We start from the raw sequence: 18,862 nt of genomic DNA, 5'->3' as shown, positions 1-18,862 counted from the left end.
ATAAAAAATAAACTATTGTGTTTTTGTTCTCATTGTTCTTTGAACAATAAACTTTGAGGTAAGCAGTTTAACAGTTTGTAATTTATCGGTTTTTATTGTTCTATTGTTGATAAAATAAGGGCTTATTGGGTGGTGGGTTGAACCATTAGTTGATAATGGTTCAACTTATCACATTCGAGTTGTAAAATTTAAACCATTAACCCTCAAATAGGTAAAATAAGGATAAGCCCATGTCATACACAGCCGAGATAATTATTCGCTTGCGTGAAGAAAAAAAAGAAATGCGTAGCCGTGATTTCGCGGTCTCTATTGGTATATCGGAAGCGGAACTTATTGCGGCTTATTGTACAATTGGAAAAGCAAAAAAACTACGCGCTGATGTCGCTACTTTCTTGGAAAATGCTCCTAAACTTGGAACAGTTATGGCATTGACACGTAATGAAAATGCTGTCCATGAAATAACTGGATGTTTTGAGAAGATTGTTCAAAGCCAGAATATCCCGATAACACTCGGTGAAATTGACTTGCGTATTTTTTCAAAACAATGGAAGTTTGGTTTCGAGCATGACGTGACTATTCTCGGAAAACCTATGAAAAGTCTGCAGTTTTTTGATCAATATGGTATTGCTATCTTCAAGCTCTATTCTAAAGAAGCGACAAATATGGAAGAATGGACTGTACTCGTTGAAAAGTTGCTTCATGACGATCAGTCACCTGTACTTGATATTCCTCCCGTTCCTACTTCAGTACAATGTGATACGGCAAAGCTGGATGTTGAAAAATTTCAAGAGCGTTGGCGACAGATGACTGATGTGCATCAGCTTCATGGGATTATTTCTGAACTAAAAATTAATCGACATGATGCTGTAAAGCATGCCGGAAATGAATTTGCCGATGAGTTAAAAACTGAAGCGGTTGAGATGATGCTCAAACAAGCTGCACAGCAAGAATTACCCATTATGTGTTTTGTTGGTAATAAAGGATGTATCCAAATTTTTACTGGGCAAATACAAAACATTAAGCAAATGGGACCTTGGCTTAATATTCTCGATCAGAAATTTCATCTCCATTTACTCGTTTCCGGAATCAATAAGGTATGGCGTGTCCGCAAACCTACGAGTGATGGTTATGTCAGCTCACTTGAAGTTTTTGATAAAGATGATGAGATGATTATTCAATTCTTTGGCATACGCAAAGAAGGTCAAAAAGAACGTGAAGATTGGCGCTCTTTATTGAATGGTTTACCATCATGCCAAGAAAATAGCAGTAACTAAGTAAGGTAAGGTCGGACATGTTTATATCTCTTTTGCATAGGTTATTAAACATTTTTCTTATGTGTTTACTACTCTCCCTTACCTGTCTTTCTAAACAAGTGATTGCTGAACCCACAACGCGTTTTCCTGAAAATGCTCGGATTGTTTCTATTGGCGGAGCACTTACAGAAATTGTCTATGCATTGGGAGCACAAGATCAACTTGTTGCCCGTGATAGTACAAGCGTCTACCCGCAAGAAGCGCTCAAGCTCCCTGTGCTTGGGTATATGCGCGCTCTTTCACCTGAGGGGGTTTTATCAGTTGCCCCAGAGGGTATATTGCTTGTCGAAGGAAGCGGCCCTGCTTCAACAATTGAGATTCTCAAAAAAACATCAATACCTCTGGTGATTATACCAGAAAACTACTCCCGTGAAAATGTGATGGAAAAGATTCGTCTCGTTGGCCAAGCCATTCATCGGGAAGTGCAAGCAGATGCATTGATTGAAAAATTAAAGCGTAATTTTTTAGATAATGATGCGCTTTTGGCGAAAGTAACAAAACCAAAGCGTGTGCTTTTTGTTTTATCCGTGCAAAATGGACGCGTCATGGCATCTGGGACAGGTACAGCAGCCGATGGTATGATAAAACTTTCAGGTGCTATCAATGCTGTCACCGATTATAAAGGATATAAGCTTCTCAACAACGAAGCATTATTGAAATCAGATCCCGATGTTATTTTGCTTGTAAAACATGGTGCAAAATCCACTAACATTGATAAAATTTTAGCCATACCAGCAATTCAAGCAACAACTGCTGCAAAAAATCATGCCATTAAACAGATGGATGCTATGTATCTTTTGGGATTTGGTCCACGCACTGCAGACGCATCAAAAGAGCTTATTGATATACTTTATGGTGCAAACCAAAACAGTAAGAGCTGATAAAAATGGTAGACAGTACATCCATGATGCATATACCTGAAACAAGAGAAAATAAAAAAATAAACCGTTCAAAACAGGGGAAGATTTTATTATTAAGCTTAATAATATTCCTTGCCTTCAGCATTTTTGGCGGGCTCTTGAATGGCGCATCAAACGTTTCTTTCGTTGATCTCCTCCATGTGATGCTTACACAAGATTTTTCGGTAAGTAGTAAAACGCGTGATTACCTCGTGCTTATCGACATAAGGCTTCCCCGCATTATCTTGGGGTTGTTGATTGGAGCAGCTTTAGCTGTCTCCGGTGTTCTCATGCAAGGGCTTTTCCGTAATCCTCTTGCCGATCCTGGAATTGTAGGTGTATCAGCAGGCGCTGGTCTTGGAGCGGTCTTAGCAATTGTTGTCGGTCTTGCCTTTCCTTCTTCATTGGCGCCTTTTTTAGAACCTTATAAAGTGATCATAGGTGCCTTTTGTGGCGGACTTTTATCAACGATTATTCTCTATGCAATAGCAACGCGTCATAGTTGTACTTCTATTGCAACAATGCTTCTTGCCGGTATTGCCCTTGGTGCTTTAAGCAGTGCTGTTGTTGGAACATTGATTTTTATAGCAAATGATCAACAACTTCGTGATATTACCTTTTGGAATCTTGGCTCTCTTGCTGGAGCAACATGGCTGAAAATTTGGCTTATTTTGCCTTTTATTTGTGCTGGTCTTCTTTTTTCCCCCTTCCTGTCACGTGCACTTAATGCCCTCTCTCTTGGAGAAGCTGTTGCTGGTCATGTTGGCTTCCATATCCAACGGGTTAAAAATATCGCTATTTTCCTTGTTGCGCTTATGTGTGGTAGCGCAGTCGCTGTCAGTGGTGGCATTGGTTTTATTGGTATTGTTGTTCCGCATATTTTGCGTCAACTGATTGGCCCCGATCACCGCTATCTTATTCCCTGTTCTGCTCTCTTGGGGGCGGCATTACTCATTTTTGCCGACACATTTGCACGCCTAATTGTTGCCCCCGCAGAATTGCCAATCGGGATTGTTACAGCACTTTTTGGTTCCCCTTTTTTCCTTTGGATCCTTATATGCAAACGAGGAACACATCTTTCATGATCAAAGCAGTCAATATTTGCGTTCAACGTGGAAAAAAACAGATCCTTAATTGCGTTGATCTTCAAGCCAAAAGTGGTGCTCTCACCGTCATTATCGGCCCTAATGGATCTGGGAAAAGTACTTTTATCAAAGCACTGAGTGGAGAGATCCCCTACAGTGGAAAAATTACCTTAAATGATCATGATGTTATCCAGACAAAAGCTTATGAAATGGCAACAATGCGTGCTGTGCTCCCGCAATCAACAACATTGGCATTTCCATTCTTAGTCCATGAAGTAGTAGAACTTGGTCTCTCCGCAAACAAATCTACCATCGCAAAAAATGAATTGCAAAACCTTACCCAAAAGGCTTTAGAACGCGTTGGTCTTGCTAACTATAGTGATCGATATTATCACCAATTATCAGGCGGAGAACAAGCTAGAGTACAGCTTGGCCGTGTACTTTGCCAAATCTGGAAACCTGTTCATAATGGAATTCCTCGCTGGATGATCTTAGATGAGCCTATTGCTAACCTCGACATCCAACACCAGCTTATTGTTATGGATATTGCCAAAAATTTTGCCCGTTGTGGCGGTGGCGTTCTTGCTGTTCTTCATGATCTTAATATCGCTGCCCATTACGCCGATAAAATGATATTGCTAAAACAGGGGAAGATTTATTGCGAAGGAAATGTCTCGGCCGTTTTGACAACGCAAAATCTGCGCGATGTTTATCATTGTTCCTTAACCGTTTCTGAATTACCAAAAGCGGATATTCCTTTTATACTGCCACAGACAGCACTCCTCTTATGAAATAGCGTATTTTTTTAGAATTTTTTTGATGAAATTAAGAAATCAAGCTGTGTGGCAAAATACAATACAGAGCCATGTTCGAGATTTGTCTTGTTTTAGAATTAATTCTTCCTACAAATAGCGTCACTCAGCATTTACAAATATGCTCATCTCTTTTTCTCTACATAGAAAAATTTTACAATTTTGTATGCTTTAAAAACAACGTGACCAAAAGGTATACCTTCATACGAGCCACTTATTTTCTGAGCAATCCTACCTCGTTACAAAAGAAAAATAACTTTGACTGATTATTTTCTCATAACACGCTACATCCTACAAATTAAACTACCTGAGGCTGTTAATTGAAAAATTATTTAATTAGCATTTTAGCATCCTCCCCCCCAAGACACACGAGGCATTTATTACTCGTGGCAAAAAGTAACGCGGATTTGCTCCGCGTCAACAACAACCTCAATAGACGGACTCATATTCTTCCGAATAGCCTTATGATTTTATGGCATACACAACCGTTGCATTAATAGGACGTGTTTCTGTTTCACCCGTTGAAGAAATCGTTACCTTATGCGTGTGCATACCAGCAGCTTCTGTTGTTCCTGTAAGGGTTTGATAGTGATAACTTGGGTTCCTTCTGCCAATATCATTGGCGCTCCATCCAACTCCAGCATACTGAAAGTTGTGTGCATGCTGCCCCGCCGATTCAACGCTACAAGCATGCATATGCGATTTAAAACAATCTTGCTGTATATCGGCAAATTTTCTACTTCTATCCAAGCCACGACCATCATCAAAGCCACGTAAAAATATCCCTCTAAAGTCAGGAACCCTAAAGGTTATATTACTGTCTTTTCCCCATTTATCCCCTATTGCCTTGAATAATTGCGGATAATCTTTGCGCATATAAACAGCACCATCGCATAAAAGCCAACCGCTTGGTATTTCTTGCATAGCAAAGGTCGCAATAAACCCTGAAGGAAAAGTTTCTACCTTTGGTGGTGGAATGGGTGTGGGATTTAAGAGATACCAACCATCGCGATCTTCTGTTGAAACATCATCATTATAGACTATTTCATAAATACCATTTGTTTGTAGCTCACCACCTTCTAATGCTACAATCCCCATGTTAGTGGCTTTATAGAGTGGCTTCTCTCCTATTCTATTAACGGTTACTGTTGTCATGCCAATGTTCACGCCATGCGCCTTAAAACGTATGATGATATCATTCTTGTATGTTGCTATAGGTGAAGCTGTAGTCAGTGTAATTGATGTTCTCTTGTTTTCTGGATTCACCATAAACTTTGAATCAATAGAACCACCACTATCTGCAAGATACTCACGCACACGCTGCATCATCGCTCGCGCACTATCATTGACAGAACTAGGCGGCTGGCCTTCCGCCCAATTAATAATGCTATCTGAATTCGCATTTTCATCAGCCGTTAGCGACCAATCGTAAATATTAGACATGATAATCCCCCGTTGTTCTTAATAACTCGTCTTGCAATTTCTTTTGGCTGATTATATGAGATAGCTATCCCCTCTCTGAACAATGATGCTAAATCTGCGAATGCTCACTGGAATTCTTGCTATCATTATCAGTTGATGCATCATTTCTATTGCATCACCTGTGCTTATTAGAGGTTTTTTCTTTGTTTCCTCCGCTTAAATGAAATGCTCTCACTATACTTTTTTTAATAAAATCAATATCAATACCTTTCTTTTGCAATGTAATCTCTGGCTTTGTGTTGATCGTCTATTATTTCCTCGTTTTAGTGGTGTGCGATCATATTTTAAAATCTCTCATCTTGTTATAAACTTATAAACACTGTTCATAAAATCCCTTCTTGCGGAGTCAGATACAACAACCGTTGAGTATAATCGCCTGTCAACCAGAAACTTGCCAATATCTTCGAAGTCGTGATGAAACTTGCTGCACTTGGCTTATGCTTTCAACGCTTCAAAATTATTTCATCAGAATATTCTGTAATACGTACCTATGATATTTCGCATATGTGTTTTGAGAATTGTACAAATAACCTCAATCTCTTGCACTGTTATCGCAAGATCTTAATAAACTGTTTCACTCTTTTTATAAGAAATGGACTATAATTTTTTTAACTGTTTTCATCATAATCAAAACCAACGGCTCTTCTTGAACGTCCCCTTTTCTCACTCTTAACGCACCACCACGGATGCGCTCAATATGAGACCCACTCCTTTGACTTAACCTCGGAATAACATACCCAATACGCTAAAGACGCATCACATAGTGTTCAACAAATCTAAAATATGCATCTGATTTTCTAGGTGAGCCGAAAAACTCTGCTCTGCTGGCTACTCTGTACAAAAATCGTACCTTAGCTTTTGGAGATCCCCACTTGCGGTAATACCCGCCTGCCCCTTATATTCAGCCCCCCTACGCACCTCATATTCGCATATTTTATTATATGTAAAGCTTTTTTGCAAGAGCAATAAATCCTTTTGCGCAGCACCTGAAATTGTAGTCATTGTCTTTCCTCAAGCAATATTAAAATAATTACAAAAACTTTTCAGCAACTGCTTTCGACTTATTATACCTACAGGAAAAAAGTGCTCTATATTGGTACTTGCAATATTACAATCAGAACTAGAGAAAAGAAAAACTCCGCAATCATTGAGAAACTTAATCTATGATTTGCTCCCTTCCTTATAATAATCCTCTAAAAAGTCTATGGGATTTTCAATTGCTCGTTTAAGCTATTTCAGAAAACTCTCAGCAAGCAAATTGTTAAACTAACGGACACGTGCTCTATTTCGCCTATACTATGCCAATAGTCTTGCAAAGCTGTCATTAAAACGAACGATCTTGTTTCCCCTAAATTACGTCTTCCGCAAAAACTTTAGCCTTTCCTGCAAAAGCAAAAGAAGCTTTAAGTCCATGTTTTATAAAGCATACAACCAAGGGAAATATCGAAAAACTAATACAAAAATGAAAAAAGTGTAGAGAAAGAAACAAAATGCTTAAGCGAAGTCATAATTATCCCCCTCGTTTTTTTAATAAGTTATTGATTTTATTTTTTTGTTATAAAAGTACTTCCAATATTATAAGCTGATTACTTATCATGCGTTCTACTTTTATTCCCCCAAAAGCTCACTAAAATCATTAAAAATATATCTTTTCTATTGACAATATAGATATTTAATCCAACCATATTCCTATTAAAAAATACTTTAAAGTGGGAAGGGGCATGCAAATATTATAAGAGATATTGCATCAATTTTTCAAAATAAATTTTCTCGAGCTTTATTAGGTTTATCTTTCTATAAAACAATATTAATGATTCTCTTCATTGAAGCGCGCATGATTGATAATTTGTATGCACTCCCATTAATATAGCAATCTATTTTTAAACTATGTGCCTATAAGGAAAAAATTTGTGCAGAAAAATACCCCATCAATCAGTTGTAGCCCCTTTCCCGCTTCACGCAAAATTTATCAACAAAGTCTTCTCTTTTCTGATATACATGTACCATTGCGTGAAATTTTATTGTCTGATGGCAGCGGTGAAAAACCTTTAAATATCTACGATACTTCTGGTCCCTACACCGATAAAGATATGATCATTGATATTACAAAAGGATTGCCCGCAATTAGCTTGCCTTGGCTCTCTAAGCGTGATGATACTGAAACTTATCCTGCACGATCAGTAAAACCTGAAGATAATGGATTGACTTTTGATAAAAATCTTACACCAGCCTTTAAACAAAAACGGCCTATTTTACGAGCAAAAAATGGCAAAGCAATTACACAAATGGCTTATGCGCGCGCAGGCATTATTACAGCGGAAATGGAATATGTGGCTATACGAGAAAATGAAGGGTTAGCAGTAAAAGAACAGCAGAACGTATCATCAAATGAAACATTTGATGGATCAATACCAGAAATTTATACTGCGGAATTTGTTCGCAATGAAATTGCCTGTGGACGCGCCATTATTCCACAAAACATTAATCATCCAGAATGTGAACCCATGATTATTGGGCGTAATTTTCGTGTTAAAATTAATGCCAATATTGGCAATTCAGCAGTGACTTCATCTATGGAAGAAGAAGTTGATAAAATGGTTTGGGCCATTCGCTGGGGAGCAGATACAGTTATGGATCTCTCAACAGGGCGGAATATTCACAATATTCGTGAGTGGATTATTCGAAATGCCCCTGTTCCCATTGGAACTGTTCCTCTTTATCAAGCACTCGAAAAAGTACAGGGTATTGCTGAAAATTTAACATGGGATATTTTTCGCGATACCCTTATTGAGCAAGCAGAACAAGGTGTTGATTACTTTACCATTCATGCGGGATTAAGATTACCCTTCATTCCTCTAACCATTGACCGCGTAACAGGTATCGTCTCACGGGGCGGTTCAATTATGGCAAAATGGTGTTTGCATCATCACAAAGAAAGTTTTCTCTATGAACATTTTGATGAAATTTGTGATATTGCACGCACATATGATATCTCTCTTTCCTTGGGAGATGGATTGCGCCCTGGCTCTATTGCTGATGCAAATGATGAAGCGCAATTTGCTGAACTTAAAACTTTGGGAGAATTAACAAAAATTGCTTGGGCAAAAGATGTACAGGTTATGATCGAAGGGCCTGGGCATGTCCCAATGCACAAAATTAAAGAAAATATGGAGCAACAATTCAATCTGTGTCATGAGGCGCCTTTTTATACTTTGGGACCTCTTACCACCGATATTGCTCCTGGTTATGACCATATTACATCTGCAATTGGTGCCGCTATGATTGGGTGGTTTGGAACAGCTATGTTGTGTTATGTAACGCCTAAAGAACACCTAGGTCTTCCCAATAAGAATGACGTAAAAACTGGTGTGATCACTTATAAAATTGCTGCTCATGCTGCCGATCTTGCCAAAGGTTTGCCTAGAGCACAATTGCGCGATAATGCCCTCTCACGCGCACGATTTGATTTCCGATGGCATGATCAATTCAACCTATCTCTTGATCCAGAAACAGCCTGCACCTTTCATGATGAAACAATGCCTAAAGAAGCCCATAAATTGGTGCATTTTTGCTCTATGTGTGGACCAAAATTCTGTTCTATGCGTATTTCTCATGATATTCGTGAAGCAGCAGCAACAGTAAAAACAAAAGGGGAAGGTATGATCGCCATGGCAGAGAAATATCAAAAAAATGGTGATCTTTATATGAAAATTATTCCTCCCCAAAAAGAGAAAGTAAACGGTTGAAGAACATTCTTATCAAAGGTGCGGGGGTAGGCGGTTTAACAGCTGCCTTTATGTTACAACAAAAAGGCATTTCTGTTACTGTATCATCTCCCCCTCATTCTCCTATAGGAACTGCTAGTTGGTACGCAGGAGGAATGCTAGCACCTTACTGTGAAAGAGAAAATGCGGAACAAATTGTTGAAGATCTTGGTATACAAGCCATAAAATGGTGGCGCAAGACACTCCCCAACCTTGTCATACAAAAAGGCACTTTAGTGGTTGCACCTACACGAGATAGAGGAGAGCTTGAACGATTTTCAGTGCGCACGCATAATCATAAAACCATAAGTAATACAGAAATAGCACATCTTGAACCAGATCTTGCGGAACGCTTTAGCTGCGCACTCTTTTATGAAAATGAAGCTCATCTTGATCCTCGAAAAGCTCTTGTCACTTTAAAAGAACACCTGATAAAAAATGGAGCCTGTTTTGTCGATGTAGAAACGGATAAAACAAATTTTGATATTGTTATTGATGCGACAGGAATAGCACGTTTAGGAAAAGACAAAAATATACGGGGCGTACGTGGTGAAATGCTTCTCGTGCGCAGCACTGATATTAAAATTTCTCGTCCAATTCGTCTTCTTCATCCACGGATTCCACTTTATGTCGTCCCACGACAAAATAATATTTTTATGATTGGCGCAACGATGATTGAAAGTGACTTTGATGGTGCAATCTCAGTGAGATCAATGATGGAACTGCTCAACGCAGCTTATACTTTACATCCCGCTTTTGCTGAAGCAGAAATTATTGAATCCGGCGTTGGTGTTCGTCCATGTTATCCTGATAACTTCCCTTCCGTGCGTAAACATGGTAACTGTATTTCTATTAATGGATTTTATAGACATGGTTTTCTTTTGTCTCCAGAAATGGCAAAACGAGCAATGAAATTGGCATTGGAATAAAACATGCAAATATTTGTTAATGGTGAAACAGTCCAAACAGAAGTCACCTCTCTCAATCTCTTGCTTGAAGAATTGGGGTATGAAGGAAATTGGCTAGCAACTGCTGTTAACGCTGAGGTTATTCCCGTAGATGCACGAAGCCAATTTATCTTGCATGAAGGAGATAAAATTGAAATTTTAAGCCCAATGCAAGGAGGCTAAAACTATGCTGAATCTTTATGGACGACAATTCTCTTCCCGTCTTCTATTAGGTACAGCTCAATATCCTTCACCAGCAATCCTTCGTGATGCTATTCATAAATCGAATACAGAAATTGTAACTGTTTCCTTGCGCCGAGAAACGGCAAATGGAAAACAAGGTGGACAATTTTGGCAATTTCTTCAAGAACTGGGAGTAACAGTGCTTCCGAACACCGCAGGTTGTTATACTGTCAAAGAGGCCGTAACCACAGCGCAATTAGCACGAGATCTTTTTAAAACAGCTTGGATTAAACTCGAAGTCATCGGTAATCCAGACACCTTACAGCCAAATGTCTTTTCCTTAATCGAAGCCGCACAAATTTTAAATAATGAAGGTTTCAAAATTTTTGCTTATACAACAGATGATCTTATTGTTGCTGAAAAACTTGTAGACGTTGGTTGCCGTGTTATTATGCCTTGGTGCGCTCCTATCGGTTCTGCCAAAGGACCTCATAATACTGATGGATTGCGTTCTATCCGCGCTTACCTTCCTGATGTTACTCTTGTTATTGATGCCGGTATTGGACGCCCATCACATGCCGCTATTGCTATGGAACTCGGTTATGATGCGGTACTTCTTAACACCGCGGTTGCTAAAGCAGGTGATCCTGTCTTAATGGCTGAAGCATTTGCTAAAGCGATCCAGGCAGGACGTATGGGATATAAAGCAGGAATGCTGGAAGCACGCAATGTAGCAGTCCCTTCAACGCCAGTTATTGGAAAAGCAGTATTTTCATGAAACTGGATCCCTTTTACCTCATCGTTGATAACGCGGATTGGGTTGAACGTTTGGTCCCTCTTGGAGTTAAACTCGTACAATTGCGTATGAAACATGAAAATCCAAAAATAATCACTCAACATATTAAGCGCGCAAAAAACATATGCGATCAATTGGGAGCACAATTAATTATTAATGATTATTGGGAAATAGCCATTGATGAAAAGTGTCATTTTATTCATCTGGGACAAGAAGACCTAAGCAATGCTGATCTTCACGCAATTCGTAAAAGTGGTATAAAAGTTGGTCTGAGTACACATGATGAACAGGAATTGGATATCGCGCTCTCTGTTAATCCTGAGTATATTGCACTTGGTCCTATTTATCCGACAATCTTAAAAAAAATGAAATGGATGCCGCAAGGACTAGAAAAAATCAAACAATGGAAAAAGCGGATTGGTGCTTTACCTTTGGTTGGTATTGGTGGTTTAACACCTCAACGCGCAATTGGTGTTTTAAAAGCAGGAGCAAATAGTGCCGCTGTTGTGACCGATATTATTCTCCATAAAAAACCAGAAGAGCGTGTTAAACAATGGATAAAGATGACACACGCATGGCGTTGATACCTTCTCTTCTTATCGTTGCGGGCACTGATCCAACAGGGGGTGCTGGTGTTGTCCGTGATATAGAAACAGCTGCACATTTTAAAATAAAAGCAAATTTAGCAATCACTTGTGTTAATGTACAAGATGACAACCACGTTGTTGAAATTGTTCCAATGGATGGGGAAATCGTCGCCGCGCAAATGCGTATAGCTCTAGAAGCAAATCCCATAAGCGCGATAAAAATCGGTATGACAGGGACAAAAGCGATTATAGCAGCAATCTGTAACGTACTCAAAAACTATCCCCATATTCCAGTTATTCTGGATCCTGTACTTGGCGCTTCATCAGGTGGAAAACTAACAATGGAAACAATCATCGACACTATGATCGATAAACTGCTTCCTCATGTTGATCTTTTAACACCGAATAGAGAAGAACTCGCTCTTCTTAGCCAAAGTCCATTAGCATCTCATTATGAAGAAACAATACAACAAGCAAAAAAACTTCTGTCATTTGGTCCACGCTCTATATTGATAAAAGGCGGACATGCTGACGGTCCCCTTGCAATCGATAGCTTTATTGACAAAGATGAAATCATAAACATTTCTGCGCCACGCTTAACAGGAACAATGCGAGGAACAGGTTGTACCCTTTCCAGCGCTATTGCTGCACATTTGGCGCTAAATGAAACTATGACTGAAGCGGTAAAAAAAGCAAAAGCATATACCCACACATTACTTTTAAACCACTGTCACAAAGAGTCCTAAACTTAACGGCATTCTTATAATAAAATTAGCAACGAAAACATCATAAAGCTTGAAGAATAATTCTGTCTGCTCTATTCATGAGTGGATCGATGAGTAAGAAAAAATACAATGTTAAACCAAACTCAGTACTCAATCTCGTATGAAGAACTTCTGAGATTCTACAAAGAAAGTGGTGTTGATGGTGTGCTGACTGATGCACCCATTGACCGCTTTAGTCAACCAGAGAAAAAATTAAAGAAGGTAATTGACAGTCCTCATCACCAACAAGCACCACCTATCATAAAACAGCATAGCTCCCCATTGCCTCATTCCGATATTACGCAACACGCACTCTCAGCCGTAGAAATGGCAAAAAAGGCGAATACACTTGATGAATTAAAGTCTGCTCTTCTCGCTTTTAATGGCTGCTCCTTAAAACTGACAGCGAAAAACACCTGTTTTTCAGATGGAACAGCGGGAAGTGCACTCATGCTTATAGGAGAAGCACCAGGACGTGAGGAAGATATACAAGGTATTCCTTTTGTAGGAAAAGCTGGTATGCTGCTTAATAAAATACTCGCAGCAATCGGATTGACAAGACAAAATGTTTACATAACCAATACTATCCCATGGCGTCCACCAGGAAATCGCACACCAACACCAAGAGAAGTTGCATTATGCCGCCCTTTTGTTGAACGACATATTCAACTGGCTAAGCCCCGTGTCCTCATAGCACTAGGAGGCGTTGCTACGCAATTTCTTACCGGAACTCAAGATGGAATTATCCGAACAAGAGGAAAATGGCTCACCTATGTGGGGAAAGATGAGGTTGAAATACCTGTTATGCCAACTTTTCATCCCGCTTATCTGCTCAGAACTCCAAGTCAAAAAAAGCTTACATGGATAGACTTCTTAGAAGTAAAAAACCGCTTAAATAATCTCTCGTAATTCTTTAACCTTTACCCACCAATACACACATACTTTTTCGTTAATTCGCACTCTTAAAATATAAATCAGGAAAAAATTATGCAACAATCAGCCCCCCCCATGTATCGTTTAGAAGATTACCAACCAACACCTTACGCTATTCCTAAAACACAGCTTTATTTCCGTTTAGCACCAACAAAAACCTCTGTGACAGCAACATTGTTCATTGAAGCGCGCCAAAATACAAAAGAAAGAATGCCTCTTGTGCTTTCTGGTGATGATCTTACTCTCATTTCTGTTGCTATCAATGGAGAAGTATTATCTGAAAACGCTTATAAAAGCACGCCTTCACGTCTAGAAATTACAACCCCACCAGCAGCCCCTTTCACGTTGCAATTGGTCACAGAACTGAATCCTGAAAATAACCGCCAACTCATGGGACTTTATCTTTCAAACGGTGTCTATTGCACACAATGTGAATCGGAAGGTTTTCGTCGTATGACTTATTTTTACGATCGCCCAGACGTTCTTTCTACTTATACAGTAACAATTGAAGCGGATTCTCAGGAAATCCCTATCTTGCTTTCCAATGGCAATCTTGTGGAAACAGGAACTCTTGAGGATAACCGTCATTTTGCCACTTGGGAAGATCCTCATCCCAAACCATCATATCTCTTTGCTCTTGTTGGCGGTAATCTTGATAAATTGGAAGACCATTTTATCACTGTATCTGGTCGACGTATCGAACTTGGTATCTATGTTGAAAAAGGAAAAACCAAACGTGCAACCTACGCAATGGATGCTCTCAAACGCTCCATGCGTTGGGATGAACAACGCTTCGGGCGCGAATATGACCTTGATGTTTTCAATATTGTTGCTGTTTCCGACTTTAACATGGGTGCAATGGAAAACAAAGGGCTTAACATTTTTAATGATAAATATGTTCTGGCCGATCCTGAAACCGCAACCGATCAGGATTATAGAAATGTTGAACGCGTCATTGCACATGAATATTTCCATAATTGGACTGGTAATCGTATTACTTGTCGTGATTGGTTTCAGCTTTGTTTAAAAGAGGGCTTAACTGTCTACCGTGATCAAGAATTTTCCTCAGATCAAAATGTTCGTAGCCTACAGCGTATTGAAAATATAAAAACATTGAAAGCTCGGCAATTTACTGAAGATTCTGGACCACTTGCCCATCCTGTCCGCCCTCGCCAATATAGCCAAATCAATAACTTTTATACCGCAACCGTTTATGAAAAAGGTGCAGAAGTTGTTCGCATGGTACATACCATTTTAGGCCCTGCTCTTTTCCGTAAAGGTATGGATCTCTATTTTCAACGTCATGATGGACAAGCTTGCACAATTGAAGATTTCATTGCCTGTTTTGCTGAAGTCTCTGATCGAGACTTCTCACAATTCATGCTGTGGTATGAACAAGCCGGCACACCCCATGTAGAAATTGACCACCATTATAGTGATGGCGTTCTCACGATTCATGCAAAACAATATATTCCAACAACACCGCAACAAAATATAAAAAAACCTATGCTTATCCCTATCGCTTTTGGACTCTTAGGAGATAATGGAGAATCTCTCACCTATGAAACTGACGCGGATATTCAATCAGATACTATGCTTCTCTCCAAAGAAAACCAAACATTCATATTAAGAGGAGTGAGAGAAAAACCGGTTTTATCACTGCTTAGAGACTTCTCTGCGCCTATCAATCTACAAACTCCATGCAATGAAAGCGAACTCACCTTTCTTGCACAAAATGATAGCAATCAAATTAATCGCTGGCAGTCACTTAACCATTTGATGACGCAAGCCCTCATTCAAGCCATTCAAGATAAAACACCAGCAATAGTAGACATGCCCTCTGCCTTGCTAAAATTGACGGAAGCTATCATTAAAGATGAAAGCCTTGAACCAGAGTTTCGCGCATTTTGTTTAAGTTTACCGAGCGAAGTTGAGCTTGCCCATACAATTGGTAAAAATGTTGATCCAGAACGTATTCACCATGTGCGCAATCAGTATTTAGCTTCCCTTGCACATACACATCAAGAACTCTTCACAAAAGTTTATATGCAAATGGAGAGCAATGAGCCCTATTCACCAAGTACTGCACAAGCTGGAAAACGAGCATTACGGAATATAATACTCGACTACCTTTCCATAGCAGAAGCTCAACCAAATCGTGCTGCTACACAATATGCAACAGCTGATAATATGACTGACCGCATGGCTAGTATAACCACGTTAGTAAAACGCTTTAACGAAAGTGAGCAGGCGCAAAATGCCTTAAATGATTTTGAAAGCCGATATCAGCATGACCCTTTGGTTATGGATAAATGGTTCTCCATTCAAGCAATGGTTGCAGGTCTTTCAACACTCGATCATGTTCAAAAACTCATGCAGCATCCGCTCTTTTCAAAAGATAATCCCAATCGGGTACGAGCCTTGATTGGTGTCTTCGTCTCTCACAATCTCACGGGTTTTCATAGAGTTGATGGTGCCTCCTATGATTTTCTTTGCCAAATCATTTTGGAAATTGATAAAAAAAATCCACAACTTGCTTCATGGTTATTAACAACCATGCGCTCTTGGCGACAATTAGAGCCCATTCGGCAACAAAAACTTGAAACCGCATTAAAAACAATTGCAGCGGCTCCTCAATTGTCAAGCGATGTGGCTGATATCATCTCTCGTCTCCTCGCTTAAAGGTAAAAAAATATTTATAATCAGTATGTTACAATATCATTGATAAAATAATATCAAAGCATTACGCGAGTAATAATCCTCCTATAAACAGGTTCCTTCAACCTGTTTATAGGTCATTTTAAAGTTCCTTTTTATTTCCGTAATCCACACCCCATAAAAGTAAAATAGCTTTTTTTAAAAAAAGACTGGACAGAGGACTCCTGTTTTGATTCATTGCCCCTATGGGGTTACTATGAATATCGAAGCAGTTTTTAAATTACATTATTCCATAATTAAAGGAACTAGAAATGGCTAAATTGGACGCATATCATGCTCCAACGGAGGTATGTGCTGATTCAAAGTCGAGCGCTCAAAGTCACAAAGCGCGTACAGAGCGTACCGATCTGTTTTCTGGTTCAGCCTATCAAAAGCTTCTCTTTATTGAACCTTGGCTGCGTCGTTCACTTCCATTTGTAATTATTGCATTTCTTGTTGTGCTAGCCGTAACTCGTTTTGTGTTAATCTATGATTGGCGCAACACTCTTGATAAGAACACGCGTTCTACCATCACTCTCTTAGCTTCTCATATCACCAATACAATTGACCGTGACTTACTTGCCGCCACTCGACAAGGAAAAGCTGCTGCTCTTTCTCACAACCATTTACAAAATATTCTTACCAATTTTCGTAACAAAGGTTTTATCAAAAACAGCACTGTTATTGCTATTGTCGATCAAAAGGGAAATATTCTAGCTTCATCCAGTTCAGAGATAGTTTTAGGAAAACCTTTACAAGATTTCACTTCTGAAAGCATTGCTTTACGTTCTCTGGGACAAGACGCTGGAATCATGAAAATTACAATAGGAAAAGATACCCCTGCTCTCGCTTCATTCAGCCAAACAGAAAATAGACAATATGGTGTATTCATCAGTGAAAAAATGCAACATATTTACATAGAATGGCGGAAAATTCTCTCGTTAAATATAACTCTGTTCATAGGAACTAGCGGAGTTATCCTCGCTCTTCTCTATGCTTATTACAATCAAATTGTACGAGCACGTAAAACGGATCTTGTTTCAGAAAAAATTCAAAACCGCATTGATATGGCAATGATGCGTGGACGCTGTGGACTGTGGGACTGGAATATGGCTAGTGGACGTGTGTATTGGTCACGAGCAATGTATGAAATGCTCGGCTATGTGCCTCAAGATGCACTGCTGTCAATTTCCCAAATCACCGCCATTATTAATCCAAATGATGCGAACTTTTTTGATCTTGCTCAGGAATTAATGAGCGGTAAAAAAAAGCATATCGATATTAACGTTCCCATGCGCCATGCCGATGGCCATTATGTATGGATGCGCATTCGTGCCGAAGTTACTGAAGAAGAAGAACCCCATTTGGTTGGTATTTCCTTCGATATTAGTGAGCAGCGTCAATTCGCTGAACAAACAGCGCAAGCCGACCTTCGTATTCGTGATGCTATTGAAAATATTTCGGAATCTTTCGTCTTGTGGGATTCAGAGGGACGTTTAGTCATGTCCAACAGCAAATTTTGCGAATATGCTGCTATCCCTAAACAGGTTCTACAATCAGGCATCCAACGTGCAACCGTCGAAGCTATGGCTCGCCCTGCAATCAGTGAATATCCCCTCAAAGATGACGGCACTGGTAACTTAACCAGCATTCGCCAAACAGCAGACGGCTGTTGGCTCAAAATCAATGAACGGCGCACCCAAGATGGCGGACTTGTCTGTATTGGTACGGACATCTCGGAGCTTAAGCAACAACAAGAAAAATTTGAAGACAGTGAAAGACGTCTTTTTTCTTTCATTCAAGAACTCAAACGTGCACGAGGAAATGCTCAGCAACGTGCAACAGAAGTTGAAAAACTTAATAAAAGTCTGCAAGCAGAAAAAGAGCGCGCAGAAAGTGCAAACAAAGCTAAATCAGAATTTTTAGCCAATATGTCCCATGAATTGCGTACTCCACTTAATGCTATTCTCGGCTTTTCAGATATCATGTTGCAATCTACCTTTGGCCCTCTTGGTTCAGAACGCTATAAAGAGTATATGCACGATATTTACAATTCAGGAACTCATCTTCTAACACTCATCAATGATATTCTTGATATGTCTAAAATCGAAGCAGGTAGATTTACCCTTGATTGTAAAAATATCGATCTTGAGCCCATTATTAGCGAAGCAGTGCGAACACTCACACCACAGGCTCAAGAAAAAAATATTTCTGTTACAACAAACATTGCTCCAGAACTGCATGCAGAAGTTGATGGCCGTGCCATGAAACAAATCTTCCTTAATCTCATTTCGAATGCTGTTAAATTTACACCTTCTGGTGGCAGTATTGATGTCTGCGCTTTTCAGAAAAAAAACAATCTTGTCTTTAAAATTAAAGATACAGGAGTTGGTATTCCTCAATCAGCGATAAAAAAACTTGGACAACCTTTCGAACAAGTTGAAAATCAATTTACCAAAACGCATACCGGATCAGGACTTGGGTTGGCCATCTCACGATCTCTGTTAGAATTACACAAAGGGAAACTTGAAATCATCTCCAAAGAAATGAAAGGTACAACTGTAACAATTACAATGCCAATCAAAAAAAGTTAAATCTGT

15 protein-coding genes are annotated in these 18,862 nt (G+C 39.4%); 13 read left to right on the top strand and 2 right to left on the bottom strand.

Going from position 1 to position 18,862, the window contains the following annotated elements:
- Positions 1-230: 230 nt before the first annotated feature.
- From ABD915_RS00585 to ABD915_RS00570, 4 genes are read left to right on the top strand one after another with little or no spacing between them, the layout of a single operon-like run.
- Positions 231-1,274: a hemin-degrading factor gene (locus ABD915_RS00585; RefSeq protein ID WP_345113668.1), complete on the top strand. Its 1,044-nt coding sequence runs from the start codon at positions 231-233 to the stop codon at positions 1,272-1,274.
- Between the two features lie 17 nt (positions 1,275-1,291).
- Complete coding sequence (locus ABD915_RS00580) at positions 1,292-2,194, top strand: heme/hemin ABC transporter substrate-binding protein (protein ID WP_345113665.1); 903 nt, start codon at positions 1,292-1,294, stop codon at positions 2,192-2,194.
- Between the two features lie 5 nt (positions 2,195-2,199).
- Positions 2,200-3,297, top strand: a complete 1,098-nt coding sequence (locus ABD915_RS00575; protein WP_345113663.1) for a FecCD family ABC transporter permease — start codon at positions 2,200-2,202, stop codon at positions 3,295-3,297.
- The gene (locus ABD915_RS00570) at positions 3,294-4,088 is read left to right on the top strand and encodes a heme ABC transporter ATP-binding protein (protein ID WP_345113661.1); all 795 of its coding nucleotides are present in this window, start codon (positions 3,294-3,296) and stop codon (positions 4,086-4,088) included. The genes ABD915_RS00575 and ABD915_RS00570 overlap by 4 nt, the downstream gene beginning before the upstream one ends.
- 483 nt (positions 4,089-4,571) lie before the next feature.
- On the opposite strand, the gene ABD915_RS00565 is transcribed toward ABD915_RS00570, so the two are convergent.
- Together ABD915_RS00565 and ABD915_RS00560 are read right to left on the bottom strand one after the other, a co-directional pair.
- Positions 4,572-5,552, bottom strand: a complete 981-nt coding sequence (locus ABD915_RS00565; protein ID WP_345113658.1) for a phage tail protein — start codon at positions 5,550-5,552, stop codon at positions 4,572-4,574.
- Between the two features lie 867 nt (positions 5,553-6,419).
- Entirely contained in the window at positions 6,420-6,593 is a 174-nt protein-coding gene (locus ABD915_RS00560) for a hypothetical protein (protein ID WP_345113655.1), read from the bottom strand.
- Between the two features lie 908 nt (positions 6,594-7,501).
- Here ABD915_RS00560 and thiC point away from each other — a divergent pair.
- The 9 genes from thiC (at position 7,502) to ABD915_RS00515 (ending at position 18,856) form a co-directional block, all read left to right on the top strand.
- Positions 7,502-9,337 carry a phosphomethylpyrimidine synthase ThiC gene (gene thiC / locus ABD915_RS00555; RefSeq protein WP_345113652.1) on the top strand — a complete coding sequence of 612 codons (1,836 nt, stop codon included), beginning with the start codon at positions 7,502-7,504 and terminating at the stop codon, positions 9,335-9,337.
- Positions 9,334-10,284, top strand: coding sequence for an FAD-dependent oxidoreductase (locus tag ABD915_RS00550; RefSeq protein WP_345113649.1), 951 nt, complete (start codon positions 9,334-9,336; stop codon positions 10,282-10,284). The genes thiC and ABD915_RS00550 overlap by 4 nt, the downstream gene beginning before the upstream one ends.
- A gap of 3 nt (positions 10,285-10,287) precedes the next feature.
- Positions 10,288-10,485, top strand: coding sequence for a sulfur carrier protein ThiS (gene thiS, locus ABD915_RS00545; RefSeq protein WP_345113645.1), 198 nt, complete (start codon positions 10,288-10,290; stop codon positions 10,483-10,485).
- Between the two features lie 4 nt (positions 10,486-10,489).
- Positions 10,490-11,263: a thiazole synthase gene (locus ABD915_RS00540; protein WP_345113642.1), complete on the top strand. Its 774-nt coding sequence runs from the start codon at positions 10,490-10,492 to the stop codon at positions 11,261-11,263.
- Positions 11,260-11,865 (top strand): thiamine phosphate synthase, encoded by a 606-nt coding sequence (locus ABD915_RS00535; RefSeq protein ID WP_345113638.1) that lies wholly within the window; start codon positions 11,260-11,262, stop codon positions 11,863-11,865. Before ABD915_RS00540 ends, ABD915_RS00535 begins: the two co-directional genes overlap by 4 nt.
- Entirely contained in the window at positions 11,856-12,614 is a 759-nt protein-coding gene (locus tag ABD915_RS00530; protein ID WP_345113932.1) for a hydroxymethylpyrimidine/phosphomethylpyrimidine kinase, read from the top strand. Before ABD915_RS00535 ends, ABD915_RS00530 begins: the two co-directional genes overlap by 10 nt.
- A 108-nt stretch (positions 12,615-12,722) precedes the next feature.
- On the top strand, positions 12,723-13,541 hold the full coding sequence (locus ABD915_RS00525) for a uracil-DNA glycosylase (RefSeq protein WP_345113635.1): 819 nt from the start codon (positions 12,723-12,725) through the stop codon (positions 13,539-13,541).
- Positions 13,542-13,619: 78 nt separating this feature from the next.
- A complete protein-coding gene (gene pepN / locus ABD915_RS00520) occupies positions 13,620-16,247 on the top strand; it encodes an aminopeptidase N (RefSeq protein ID WP_345113632.1) in 2,628 nt (875 codons plus the stop codon).
- 287 nt (positions 16,248-16,534) lie between these two features.
- Positions 16,535-18,856: an ATP-binding protein gene (locus ABD915_RS00515; protein WP_345113629.1), complete on the top strand. Its 2,322-nt coding sequence runs from the start codon at positions 16,535-16,537 to the stop codon at positions 18,854-18,856.
- Positions 18,857-18,862: the final 6 nt, after the last annotated feature.

Source organism: Bartonella jaculi (assembly GCF_039543045.1).
In the GTDB taxonomy this organism is placed as follows: Bacteria; Pseudomonadota; Alphaproteobacteria; order Rhizobiales; family Rhizobiaceae; genus Bartonella; species Bartonella jaculi.
The sequence above is the reverse complement of the archived record's forward strand: the minus strand, read 5'-3'. Positions and strand labels throughout refer to the sequence as shown.